11 protein-coding genes are annotated in these 12358 nt (G+C 40.3%); 2 read left to right on the top strand and 9 right to left on the bottom strand.

What is annotated here, in order from left to right; genetic code table 11:
• Positions 1-97: 97 nt before the first annotated feature.
• The 9 genes from AC1D0K_RS14600 to AC1D0K_RS14560 form a co-directional block, all read right to left on the bottom strand.
• Positions 98-1483: a sigma-54-dependent transcriptional regulator gene (locus tag AC1D0K_RS14600; RefSeq protein WP_477398659.1), complete on the bottom strand. Its 1386-nt coding sequence runs from the start codon at positions 1481-1483 to the stop codon at positions 98-100.
• Between the two features lie 246 nt (positions 1484-1729).
• Positions 1730-2734, bottom strand: a complete 1005-nt coding sequence (locus tag AC1D0K_RS14595; protein WP_477442292.1) for a sensor histidine kinase — start codon at positions 2732-2734, stop codon at positions 1730-1732.
• A 47-nt stretch (positions 2735-2781) separates the two neighbouring features.
• Complete coding sequence (locus AC1D0K_RS14590; RefSeq protein ID WP_477399461.1) at positions 2782-5565, bottom strand: sigma-54-dependent Fis family transcriptional regulator; 2784 nt, start codon at positions 5563-5565, stop codon at positions 2782-2784.
• A gap of 194 nt (positions 5566-5759) precedes the next feature.
• A complete protein-coding gene (locus tag AC1D0K_RS14585) occupies positions 5760-6266 on the bottom strand; it encodes a DUF302 domain-containing protein (RefSeq protein ID WP_477399459.1) in 507 nt (168 codons plus the stop codon).
• On the bottom strand, positions 6254-6817 hold the full coding sequence (locus AC1D0K_RS14580) for a DUF417 family protein (protein ID WP_477399457.1): 564 nt from the start codon (positions 6815-6817) through the stop codon (positions 6254-6256). Before AC1D0K_RS14580 ends, AC1D0K_RS14585 begins: the two co-directional genes overlap by 13 nt.
• Positions 6814-7284: a DUF983 domain-containing protein gene (locus tag AC1D0K_RS14575; RefSeq protein ID WP_477399455.1), complete on the bottom strand. Its 471-nt coding sequence runs from the start codon at positions 7282-7284 to the stop codon at positions 6814-6816. Before AC1D0K_RS14575 ends, AC1D0K_RS14580 begins: the two co-directional genes overlap by 4 nt.
• A 91-nt stretch (positions 7285-7375) precedes the next feature.
• Complete coding sequence (locus tag AC1D0K_RS14570) at positions 7376-8335, bottom strand: MBL fold metallo-hydrolase (RefSeq protein WP_477399453.1); 960 nt, start codon at positions 8333-8335, stop codon at positions 7376-7378.
• Positions 8336-8374: 39 nt separating this feature from the next.
• Positions 8375-8803 (bottom strand): nuclear transport factor 2 family protein, encoded by a 429-nt coding sequence (locus AC1D0K_RS14565; RefSeq protein ID WP_477399451.1) that lies wholly within the window; start codon positions 8801-8803, stop codon positions 8375-8377.
• 83 nt (positions 8804-8886) lie between these two features.
• Positions 8887-9426, bottom strand: coding sequence for a carboxymuconolactone decarboxylase family protein (locus AC1D0K_RS14560; RefSeq protein WP_477442294.1), 540 nt, complete (start codon positions 9424-9426; stop codon positions 8887-8889).
• A gap of 369 nt (positions 9427-9795) precedes the next feature.
• On the opposite strand from AC1D0K_RS14560, the gene AC1D0K_RS14555 reads away from it, so the two are divergent.
• On the top strand, positions 9796-10875 hold the full coding sequence (locus tag AC1D0K_RS14555) for a class I fructose-bisphosphate aldolase (protein ID WP_477399954.1): 1080 nt from the start codon (positions 9796-9798) through the stop codon (positions 10873-10875).
• 42 nt (positions 10876-10917) lie between these two features.
• Complete coding sequence (locus AC1D0K_RS14550; protein ID WP_477442298.1) at positions 10918-12114, top strand: sensor histidine kinase; 1197 nt, start codon at positions 10918-10920, stop codon at positions 12112-12114.
• Positions 12115-12358: the final 244 nt, after the last annotated feature.

The following is a 12358-nucleotide window of genomic DNA, read 5'->3' as shown; positions in this document are numbered from 1 at the left end:
ATCTATACTATTAATCAGATCAGTTAAACTGTAGTTAATCTATCCGAGAGGGTATGTTAAAGCATTTTATTATAAGACTCGGGTAATAACGTGTTTTCTATTTATGAATAAAATGTTTTCTATCTATGCCCAGCTTTTTCATCCTGGAATTAAGGGTGGATACATTGATGTCCAACAGTTCAGCAGCGCCTCCTTCACCGTAAACCTTCCAGTCACATTTTATAAGTGTTGCAAGGATATGATCCCGTTCATTTTCTTCGATGGTTTTTACTTTATCCACTTCTATCTCAATAATAGCTTTTCCCTTATCCTTGGGCAACACCAGGGTGGTTATTAATGTTCCCATTGCCAGCAAGACGCTCCTTTCCATCATATTTTCAAGTTCCCGAACGTTACCGGGCCAGCTGTATTGTTTAATTAAACTAATAACTTCATCAGAAAAGCCTGTAATTGATTTGCCCTGTTTATCAGCATATTTTTTCAGGAAATAACTGGCAAGTTGCAAAACATCACCTTGTCTCTCCCTTAATGGCGGCAGAAGGATAGGGAATATATTAAGACGGTAATAGAGATCAAGACGGAAACGACCGGCGCTGATCTCTTCTTCCAGATTCCTGTTCGTTGCGGCAATGATCCGAACATCTACTTTTTTTGCATTTCCTCCAATCCGCTCAATCTCTTTTTCTTGTAAAACCCTTAAAAATTTAACCTGCAGGTCCAAAGGCAACTCTCCTATTTCATCTAAAAAAATAGTTCCTCCATCCGCTTGTTCAAATTTACCGATCCTTTTATTGAAAGCTCCGGTAAACGACCCTTTTTCGTGGCCGAAAAGTTCCGACTCAATAAGATTTGCCGGAAGAGCTGCGCAGTTAACAACGATCAAAGGTTTACTTTTTCGTTTTGAAAGCCGATGGATGGCCTGCGCGATGAGTTCTTTCCCGGTACCGCTCTCACCGAGTATAAGAACAGCAGTATCGGACTGGCTAACGAGTTTTACGTTATTCAATATGTTGGAAATTGCAGGACTGTTTCCGATGATTTCCTTAAGTTCATTTGAACCGGATAATCCGCCGTTTTTGATAAACGCGTCTTTGTTTTTAATTTCCTCCTCTGCCTGTTGATGTAAATACCAGGCAACATCAAGCATAATTAATACGTCTTTGGCGCGGAATGGTTTAACTAAAAATCCATAAGGCTTAGTAGCCTTGGCGGCGTCAAGTATCTGCTTATTGGAGTTAGCCGAAAGATAAACAAAAGCAATTTTCATTTCGCGAAGCGTTCCGGCTAGATCAATGCCTGTCAGGTTTCCCTGCAACAAAATATCCAGCATGACCATATCCGGCTGTTCCTTTTCAATCATTTTAAGGGCAATAGGAACAGAACGGGCTATGCCGGTTACCTTATATCCGGCGCGTTCAAGAATGCCCTGCATGTTATTTGCTTCGATAAATTGGTCTTCTACAATTAATATTTTTGTTCTCACAATTTAATTATTTGAAATACGACAGCCTTTCCATGGAAAATCCAGGTTAGGTTGTTTAAATTTAATTTTATTTTTTATCATGTTGCCCACTAAGCCGCCTGAAATGGATAATTTATTTTTAGAGCGCGGACATTTTCATAACGAACAGATGATAATTTAAGGTCAAGCTATATTTCGCTGTGCAGGTCTGCATTTATATGATCAGTTTATACCTGTATTACCTTAGTTGTATCATTGAATCATTATTTAATACCGTTGTGTTAATTGCTTATCACTTATATATTCTACCGGAAAAACCAATGACACCTTTGTGCCTTGTTTACTTTCAATAATTATTTCACCGTTTATATCTTCACTCAACCCGTTTATAAGAACCATTCCCAGCGTATCAGAAGGATTATGATTTTCATTAACATCTATCCCAATGCCGTTGTCGGAAATTATAAGTTTCACTAAATCATTTGCTTCATGCATACTTACCAAAATTCTCGCAGTCTTCGTCTTATCGAACGCGTGTAATACCGCATTTGTAATCACTTCATTAATAATAAGTGCCAGTGGAATGGCCTGTGTCATGTTGACTTTTACCGGATCTATATCAAGTTGGATATTAACTGGGTTTTCAGAAGGATAGCTTCCCTTAATGTACCGGGATAGCTGATCAATAAAGTTTTCGATATCGACCTTTTGCAGGTATTCATCGCAATACATGTTTTGGTGAATCAATGACATCGCATAAATCCTGTGCTGGCTTTTTTCAAGGGCTGTTAGCGCATCATTTTTAAGGTAAACTGCCTGTGATTCCATTAATGAGACAATTGTGTGCAAATTGTTGCGCACCCGGTGATGTATCTCAGCCAGCAGCCATTCTTTCTGTTCGATCAGGTTTCCCTTCTCTTTTAACAAACTGGATTTTTCTCTTGACAGGTTCTCATTACTTAAAGCAGTTTCGTCGCATTGATCTTTAAGGATTTTGCTCAGGCTTCTTTTAGCAAGGTATCGGTTAACAAACAATAGCAGAAGCCCCAACAAAACAACTACTGCAACAATAAAAAATCGTTTAATATAATCAGAATGATAATTGGCATCCAAAAACTCGTGCGGTGAGGGTATTAAACTTTCATGATTATTCTTTAAAGAATCTTCATGTGTCGCTTGAAGTCCCTTTTTAAAACCGGGGATATTTGGATTTAGAAGATTACGGTTAGAATTAATCAAGAAATTTAATTCCGATATAAATTGATTATACATTAATGGTATTTAAGAAAGTTGTTAAAAAAGCTGTTCGTAGTATATCATCATATCAAATGTTCCTTTTTAATGCCCAATCGTTTTATTTTGGAATTTAATGTACTTGGCGGCACGCCTAATATTTCCGCTGCACCCCCCGGGCCGGAAATCCTACCCTGGCAATACTTTAAGATTCTCAATATGTGCTCGCACTCGTTTTCATCGATCGTTTTCAATGATATCTCGCCGTTCGATGTAATAACAGTATTACTTGTTTTATTTGAGGGCAGGTGAATATGCTTCAAAGTTGGGCCGGTAGTAAGTAAAATACTACGTTCTATCAGATGCTCCAATTCACGGATATTACCAGGCCAGCTATAGTGTACCATATCCTGTAAAGCCTTATTGCCGAGAGTAGTAATTTGGCGTCCGGTCTTTTTTGAATAGCGATGAATAAAATGCGTGGCCAAAATAGGGATATCCTCTTTCCTGTCCCGAAGAGCTGCCAGCTCTATAGGGAAAATATTTAAACGGTAATAGAGGTCACTCCGGAAACGACCCTCATCTACCTCCTTCTCCAGATCCCTGTTAGTCGCCGCGATAATTCTAACATCAACTTTGATTGTTCCCCTGCCGCCTACGCGCTCAATCTCTTTTTCCTGAAGCGCTCTCAACAATTTGACCTGTAGTTCCAATGGCATTTCACCGATTTCATCCAGGAATAATGTGCCGTTATTAGCTATTTCAAACTTTCCAAGCCGGCGTTCAGTTGCACCGGTAAAACTTCCTTTTTCATGTCCGAACAACTCACTTTCGATTAAATTGGCCGGTAATGCGGCACAATTCACTTTAACCATCAGTTTATTTTTTCTTGGAGAATTATTATGGATAGCACGGGCGATCAGTTCCTTGCCGGTACCTGTCTCACCTAAGATCAAAACCGTACTGTCAGAAGGTGCAACCTGGGTTACCATCCGGAAGGTTTTCTGCATCACCTGGCTCTCCCCTATGATTTCTGCATAATTTTGGTTAACCTCTATTTCTTCCTTTAAATAAATAGTTTCTTCCTCAAGCTGCTGTTTGTAACGGTCTATTTCTAACAATTGTTGATTTACCTTGTCATTGGCTAGAATATTTGATACGGCTATTGAAATTTGAGAACAAATGCTTTTCAGGAGTACCTCCTGATTTTTTACCTGAATAAAATCAGAATGAATAAACGTTAATACTGCATTGCCATCGGAACCGAGTTTTATCAACATACCTACACGCTGGTTATGAGGGCACTTGAACAGAGATTGTGAATCTGCAGGCAATACAATGTTTTCCTCCGTTACCTCATATAATATGGGACCGTCACTGCCGGATACCAGCTCCACAAGGCCTTTAGGATAATTTATGGTGCTGATCAGGTTTTCGTTTAAATCAGGAACGTCACCTGATAGGATGTCACTGTCAAAAAGAAACGCCCGGTACTCATCAGTTTCTCTGTTAAATACGTGAATCACATATTGCCTGATACCAAAAATTTCATAAAGCTGAACCTTAAGGACTTTGGAAAGCAATTGTTTATCCCTTAAAGGCGCTATGGCATTGCTAAACTTTAGTAACCGCCCCTTTTCAACTTCCCGGCTCTCGATCTCCTCATTAGCGATAATATTAGCTACTGTTATACAAAGCTGATGCGATAAACTTTGTATGAGTTGAAGCTTTTCGTTAGTTATCAGCTCTTGATCACTGAAGTATATCAGCCAGTATCCAAACACATCATCGCCTTTTGCCAATCTGGTAACCAGCAGCGTCTTTTGCTGCAGATCATGATTGAGTTTGATATATAAAGGCATCTCACTTAATAATTCAAGTGCAACCAAATCAAATAAAACCGGTGAAGCGGAAAGTTTAGACTCGGTTAAAATAGGATCATTGGTTTTGTAGCTGCTTTTATGCGCTTTGAAAACATCCGGATGAGCTTTCGCACGCGCAGATTCATCCAATAAAAAGGGACTGAATGTCTCTCCGTCACTATCTATGACTGCAATCATCGTATGACTGCAACCAAGGAATTTTTTAAATTTCTCTTTAATGAAGGTCGCCAGTTCCTCTGCACTTCGTACCGATGCAATTCCGGTATTTATTGATAGCAATAATTCCATTTCATTTTTCCTGCGTAATATTTCCTCGATCCTATTGATATTGGAAAGCCCTACTGAGAGCTGCGCACAGATACCTTGCAATAAATTAATACGTAATGAACTGATCGCATCCGGCATCATGTGGAGGATCAGGTACCCTAAATTTTCCCCGCTTACTTTCAGTGCAACAACGGCAAAATTTTTCCACCCTTTCTCATCCCAGGATTTAAATAAGCTCGAATCGGTCTGGTCGTCTGCATAGGCCGCGGTATCATAATAAAGTGGCGCTCCAGTACCAGTCAGTTCTTTTAGCATAGAATTTAACCGCGAATCGAACAGAGTCGTTTCATTGAATATCAGTTCCCTTTGATCGGGTATTGAAGACCCTTTTTCAAATCCATAAAGATGGTAGCGATCAACAATTGGTTCATTTAATACGATGGTGAGGCCTTCTATGTCAAAGAAAGTGGCAAGTTTTGAATGTACAGCCAAGAACAAGCCTTCGCTGTTCCGCGCGGCCGCAATTTCATTACTCAGATCAAGCAATATTGATTTCTCATCGTCATCTGTCGCTGAAGTGCCTGATGCAATAACGTTTGCGATCTCTTCTTTTAATTTTACGGAAAGGGTCTCTATGCTCGAAAGGTGACTCTTCAGCAATTCGGAAAATCCTTTGTCTTTATTTTCAACTGATGCGGTTTCTTCGTAAACTTTGACCATTTTTTATTGATTTAAGTGGGTTACTTATCTTTTGGGGTTGGAACCATAATTACACTTCATTTTGCAAATGCAATGCCGATAAATAAGTAGCTATAAACGAGTTACTTACATTAACCAGATCGTGGTCCATTTGCGATATATAAATAATTACGAATAACCATTGTTGATATATCACTAATCACGCGATACAAGTGTTAATTATTTACAGCGGACATCACCAGGCCCTCTAAATCAAGAAGCTTTTCTACCTCCTGATTTAAATTATACCTTGTAGCTAAATAATCAGAAGAATTGAATGCTATACGGACTACCTTATCTGTGCTTTCCCAGATCAATAATTTTAATGGAAGATCCAGGCCTGCCACAGGCAATTCCGGCAAAATAAGGCTACCGGTTCTCGGGTTTCCAAAGATGATCAATCGCATCGGAGGAATGATTTTGCCGACTGAACTTAATTCCGTTTGCTGGTCAATGTCTGCATAAATGATAATGCCGCGGCTTTTTAATATTTCCAAAAGTCTTATGATACTTTTACCAAATGGAAATACGCTCGTTTTTACAATAGTCCCTTTTGGATCTAACATAGCCTGATAGTTTTTTGGTATTACGTAAACTATGCCTGCAAAGAAAGTCTGACAGATAAATTTACGCCTGGATTTGCCGACAATGGTTTTATCGGCACTAATGTTTATTTGTGCCATCTGAGATAAAGCGATGCTGATTCACTCATGTTTATGATTGCTCCACCCATAATGACAATATCCTTGAGTACCAGCCTGCCGCGTGCCGACAGATAGGGAAACCCCCAGTCGGTATCTCCGAGATTGGGAACCCAGGCTTCCGGCGTTGTTACTAAAAATGATAAGGTCACAGCAGTCATGATGACTATCAGTAAACTTGCAATCATACTTGGAAGAGGTAAAAATTTATGTAATGATACCAGCAACGCAATTACTACCAGGAAAACACCCAGGATATTTGACAATATATAAGTCCCGTTTTTAATCTGCCAAAAATGGTTTGTCGTATTCAATTCACCCTCCTTATTGATATGCTTCTTGTAGGCGCCCGGATCTTTGTAAAGAAATGACATCATAGGGCTGTTCGCAACAAAGGGCACTATACCGTCAGCTTCGTATGTAAAGAATTTTAAACCGCCGATCCAAAGAAAAACGATGACGATTCCAGCTCTCACTAGGTTTTTCCCGGCCTGTTCGAGGCCGGATAAAAATTTGATAATTGAATATTTCATTTTATTAATTTATTGTTGACAGGAAGTACATTGCCGTTGCTTTGAGTGGATAAATTGTCTAAAGGCTCGTCAGCACTCATCTCAGGGTGGTAGTTTAACCCAGGTGTAAGCCAGTATAAAAGGATCACTCTGGAATACCTGAAATTAAAAGGAGCTAGCATCAATGCCACGGTAAGTGTTACAATAACATATACCCAGGGATTTTCACTGCCGGTCAGCACAGAAGTTGCTACTGCCAGCGTCACCATTTCTGCTACAATCATCGAGTAACTGATCAGCATGGCTACGTAAAAATACCCGGGTTCAATTTCATAAGTCAAATGACAATGGTCACACTTTTTTAACATTACCTGCCCGTGAAAACCGTACATCTCATTTGCAAACATCTCCCCTCGTCTGCATCTTGGGCATTTTGCCTGTACCAACGCAGGCCAAAGCGGCCACTTGATGGGATCTTTAATTTCCATAACTAATTATTTTAACTTTTTTCTTCAGGTAGTTTGAATACCATTAATCGAACAGGGTATAATCCCTGTTCGACACTGCAAAGATTTTGAACTAAACACCGGCGTAAACCAGTTTCGTAAAGAAATCACCCTTGATCACAAAGTTCCCGAATTTAGGATCGAAGGATGCAGTTGGCTTAGCTGCAATGGTGTCTTTTAGATTCCTGCCTTGTTTTTTCAGCTTCGCAACCCGGTCACGGACAGTTACAAGCATATCGTGAAATTCTATTAGCTGCGCGTGATTGCCGATTGCCCCGTGCCCTGGAATGACGATGGTATGTTTATTCGTCCTGGCTACATTCTGGGCTGCGGCTGTTATCATGCCGTCAATGCTGCCGCCGGTGGCGTAATCGATGAAGGGATAGTAGGCGTTCCAAAAAGTGTCGGCTACATGAAGTATATCGGCATTGGCAAAATAAATTGAGGAATCGCAGTCTGTATGTGCCGGTTGATAAGTTTTAACCGAGATCTTTTCACCATTAAATTGTTGGTGATACTCGTTTTTGAAGGTAATGGTTGGTAAACCACCTTTCGGCAATGGCTCGAAAGTATAATCCCATTCAGGTTGATAAACCCTTTTGGTTAAATGTTCACGGGTGATATCCTGCGCTATGATTGTCGCGCCGGCGTTATGCATATACTCATTGCCGCTGGTATGATCAAAGTGCCAGTGGCTGTTGATAAGCAATTTGATCGGTTTATCACTGATCGTTTTCAAAGCAGCCAGAACATGTGCTTTGGATACATCAATACCGGCATCGATTAAAAGTTTTCCTTCAGGGCCGTTCAAAACAGCGATGTTTCCACCGGACCCTTCAACCATGTAAATATTACCTCTCAACTTGGTTACATTGATCTTTGCAGTAGCTGCGGCTTTGTTGATCATTTGGACAGGTCCGTCCGGCTTAGTTTGCCCAAACATAAGTTTTGGAGCGATCAGTGCTCCGATTGTAAAAATACCGGCTGTACCCAAAAAAGCACGGCGGTCCATATTAGTTTGATTTGTGTTCATGATACTTGGTTTTTGATTAATAATTTTGAATTTTTTGAATTAATTAGCCCATTCCGCAAATTGCTCCCGCACACCGGCGACGTCTGAAAAAAAGGAATTGATCCCTGATATTTTGCCATCCCTCAACGTTGTGACTGTTGCGACATGCTCTTGTGTGTCGGACCCAACGGTCACGGTCTTATTTTTGATAGCCAATGCCACACAGTTTAAGCTGTATTGAATATGGTTGAGTTCAAGGCTTAATTTGATTACAAACTGTTTAGCTTTTTCGACGATCTCTGCCGGCCCGGCCGATTCTCCCGCCAGTTCACCCATACCCGGTAACGACCAGGTACAGTCCTCAGTTATGATAGACTTTAAAAGGTCCCAGTCCCGGTTTCGGAACGCTAAAATGAATTGGTTACCCAGCTTAAGCTTGTCTTCATCACAGGTAACTGTTGAATAAGCCTGGTTTTTTGTTGCACTCATGAGTTCTTATTTTAATTAATTAGATAAATAGCCGGTTCCGGTAAAAACTGAATTGAAGCCGGAAGCACTTTAAAACCTGCCGGTTACTTTAAACTTAATGCTTGGGGGAAATCGATAGGAACTCCTGTAGCCGCATAAACATAGTTGGTAAATATTCTAACCACGATAAGGCCTATCAATTCTATCAGGGCATCCTCCTTGTATCCTGCTTCGAAAAAATCCTGGAGTAATCCCGGATCAGCCTGGCCCTGGTTTTCAGTGATATACTTTGCCAATTTGATTATGGCGCTGAGTTTAGCTTTTTCAGTAACCCCTTTTCGGATGCTGATGGTTTCATCGTGGGTGTAGCCATTGCTTTGTGCGGTCACTGTATGTGCGGCAAGGCAATAGCTGCAGTCGTTTACCTCAGAAACTACAAGATTGATGGCTTCTCTCTCTTTTAGGGTAAATACGCCTCCACTCAAAGCAGTGTCAAACTGCAGAAAGCCTTTTAGTGCCTGTGAGGAATAACCGATTGTTGCATACAAATTTGGAAGCTTACCAAGCTTTTTTGAAATCTGCTCAAAAATTACCTGCGAATCTTCATTGACATCTTCCCTGGTCGGAACTTTAATTGTTTTCATATATATTTTTTAGTTGGTGATTTAATACCCTCCTGTTGCATGAATTCACAACTTGTTGGACGACATGGGAAGAGTAATTTTTATGCCATCAAATAAAGTATTGATAACAAGACACTTACGAATTTTGCTAAAGATCCAACATTACGGCATTTCGCTATTTATTCCTGTAGAAATGATATAACGAGTATTTAAGACCGGGCATTGAATTTATGTACGTAAAGGCCGCTGGGAACGGTATTCAATCGCCTGCAGAGTTGCTTTATACCTTATTGCTATTTCATTTTAAAAGCCAAATTCCATGAAATATCGCAGGAAGTCGCATTAATAACTTATTTCAAATATTTGATTAACAATCAGTTATGATATGGCATGTCATTTTCTTACTGGACGGTATTAAGAACATTTAAAGACCTAATTAAAAATCAGATGAATCTTGAAAAATTACAACATACAATCAGTCAGTTGCTCTACAAGGATAAGGGGTTGCTGGCAATGGATGAGAGTACCGAAACATGTAACAGCAGGTTCCAAGCTGTAGGAGTTCCGCAAACAGAAGAAATGAGGCGTAAATACCGGGAGTTAATCGTGACTACACCTGCGCTGAGTAAATATATCAGCGGTGCAATCTTATTTGATGAGACTATCCGCCAGCGTACAGATCACGGAGACATGATGATCGATGTACTTAAACAGAATGGTATTATTCCTGGGATAAAAGTAGACGAGGGAACGGTTGAGCTACCCGGCTTTCACGGGCATAAGGTTACTAAAGGATTGAATGGCTTAACAGAAAGGCTGGAGGAATATTTGAGAATGGGCGCACAATTTGCAAAATGGCGAGCGGTCATACAGGTGGAGGGTAATGAACCGGCGTCCTGCGCAATTCATGCCAACTGTTTGCTGCTTGCGCGGTATGCTGTTCAATGCCAGGAAGCCGGCCTGGTACCGATTGTAGAGCCGGAAGTGCTCATGACAGGCAATCATAATATTTACGCATCCGAACGGGTGACGCGTAAGACTTTAAACATTCTTTTTGAAGAGTTATATAAGAATAATGTAGACCTCTCTGCAATAATATTGAAACCGAATATGATATTACCGGGATTGGGATCGCATGGTCAGTCCGATCTTGAAACGATAGCAGAACTGACAATACTATGCCTGTTGGAAACAGTTCCGGCTGCTGTACCAGGGATTGCTTTCTTGTCAGGGGGACAGACGCCTGAGCTGGCAACCACCCGCCTTAATAGTTTACACAAATTGTATGATCAGTCTATGCCATGGAAAATGACTTATTCATTTTCAAGAGCATTGCAGCAACCTGCCCTGGAATGCTGGAAAGGCAACGATCAGCAAATAATGGCAGCACAACGTAAACTTTTCAACCGGGCTTCACTGAACAGCAGCGCCAACCGCGCAGTTTACAACGACGATATGGAAATTGAATAACATAAATAGAAATTTAAAAACTGATAAAATAATTAAGATCCCATGACCAATTACAATTATAATTACAACGTTGCAGCAAAGTCCGAAATCAAAGTGCTGGACGAGGATTTAGTTAGTCCCTATAATGATTACCTAAAAATGTATGCTCCGGAACATTTCTTGCCTATGATCGTCGGTTCAAATTATTCCTTTCAGTCTGCGGGGCTTGGCGTCTGGAGTTTTGACTTTAAAACAAAAATTTTAAGGCTTTGTAAACATTGTAAAAAATTGATCGGTTTACCGGATTTGAGCCAGGTTTCAATAGAACAGTTATCAAATTTTTTGACCGAAGACCAGGAGGCCGGTTTGTTAGAGGCAATCGTAAACGCAGGTGAACTTGGCTTACCCCTGTGCTACCAATTTCCCAACACCCTGCAACCTGGACGAAACAACCAGCAGCAGTGGCTAAGGATCACAGGAATAATAGGTGATGACGAAGAGTGTGGCCGTAAAAAATTATTCGGTACCCTGTGTGATATAACAATTCCCATCAACCAGGAATTACGCCTCAAAGATGCTGTTGAGGTAATAAACCATGAATTGAGGTCTCCTCTTTCGTCAATTAAATTGTATATCCAGCTTTGCCAATCGTTCGCAACAGGTAACGAGGACAAACGGGTGTCCAAATTTTTAGCTTGTGCAAATGAGATGGTGGATAAAGCAGTCACTATGCTGGATTACTTTGAGAAAGGTCCATCATTTCAAAATGGCAGGATAAAGCTTCATCCGGCAGAATTTAACATGAATAAGCTTTTATCTGAAGTTGTAGATAACTTCCGGATAACCCATCCGGATTTCCTCTTTATTTTAAGGCAAGGCCCACAGGTAACTATCAACGGGGACAGGGATAGGATCGGGCAGGTCATTCAAAACCTGATCGCAAACGCTGTTAAATATTCTCCGGAACCGGATACAATTGTGATCAAGTATATGCTTCAGGGGGAATATCTCCATGTGTCAGTCCAAGATCACGGAATAGGCATAGACAGGCAGGAACATGATAAGATCTTTGAGAAATATTATAGGGTTGAAAATACCACAGGTACAGCCGTAAAAGGTCATGGCATCGGGCTTTATTTGTGCAAAACCATAATTGAAGGGCACCGCGGCAAGATTTGTTTTAAAAGCGCAAAAAACAAAGGCTCAAACTTCTTTTTTCAATTGCCCTTAAGCGGTCATCCTGATTGCATAATTAACTGATAGGTTGCTGAATCCTTAAATGGATAGATCTTGTTATCTGTTGATCAGCGGTTTTTATTGGTATTTAATAAACATCATTTTATCTTTTGAAATATCGCCACCTGCGCAAAATGTAATTTCGCTTAACAACCTGAAAATCTGTATTTTATTATTTGGCATTATAATTTTATGGATGTAAACGGATAGACATCACCTGGCAATTACGGGTTTGCAATTGAAATAAAGCCGGTAAGAAGCGTGAAAA

It is taken from the genome of Mucilaginibacter sp. P1_A3, from assembly GCF_056406855.1.
The sequence above is the reverse complement of the archived record's forward strand: the minus strand, read 5'-3'. Positions and strand labels throughout refer to the sequence as shown.

Bases quoted from the DNA above. Each gene is read 5' to 3' on its own strand.
- AC1D0K_RS14550 (WP_477442298.1), top strand. From the start codon at position 10,918: ATGACCAATTACAATTATAATTACAACGTTGCAGCAAAGTCCGAAATC.
- AC1D0K_RS14560 (WP_477442294.1), bottom strand. From the start codon at position 9,426: ATGAAAACAATTAAAGTTCCGACCAGGGAAGATGTCAATGAAGATTCG.
- AC1D0K_RS14595 (WP_477442292.1), bottom strand. From the start codon at position 2,734: ATGTATAATCAATTTATATCGGAATTAAATTTCTTGATTAATTCTAAC.
- AC1D0K_RS14555 (WP_477399954.1), top strand. From the start codon at position 9,796: ATGTCATTTTCTTACTGGACGGTATTAAGAACATTTAAAGACCTAATT.
- AC1D0K_RS14590 (WP_477399461.1), bottom strand. From the start codon at position 5,565: ATGGTCAAAGTTTACGAAGAAACCGCATCAGTTGAAAATAAAGACAAA.
- AC1D0K_RS14565 (WP_477399451.1), bottom strand. From the start codon at position 8,803: ATGAGTGCAACAAAAAACCAGGCTTATTCAACAGTTACCTGTGATGAA.
- AC1D0K_RS14570 (WP_477399453.1), bottom strand. From the start codon at position 8,335: ATGAACACAAATCAAACTAATATGGACCGCCGTGCTTTTTTGGGTACA.
- AC1D0K_RS14580 (WP_477399457.1), bottom strand. From the start codon at position 6,817: ATGAAATATTCAATTATCAAATTTTTATCCGGCCTCGAACAGGCCGGG.
- AC1D0K_RS14585 (WP_477399459.1), bottom strand. From the start codon at position 6,266: ATGGCACAAATAAACATTAGTGCCGATAAAACCATTGTCGGCAAATCC.
- AC1D0K_RS14575 (WP_477399455.1), bottom strand. From the start codon at position 7,284: ATGGAAATTAAAGATCCCATCAAGTGGCCGCTTTGGCCTGCGTTGGTA.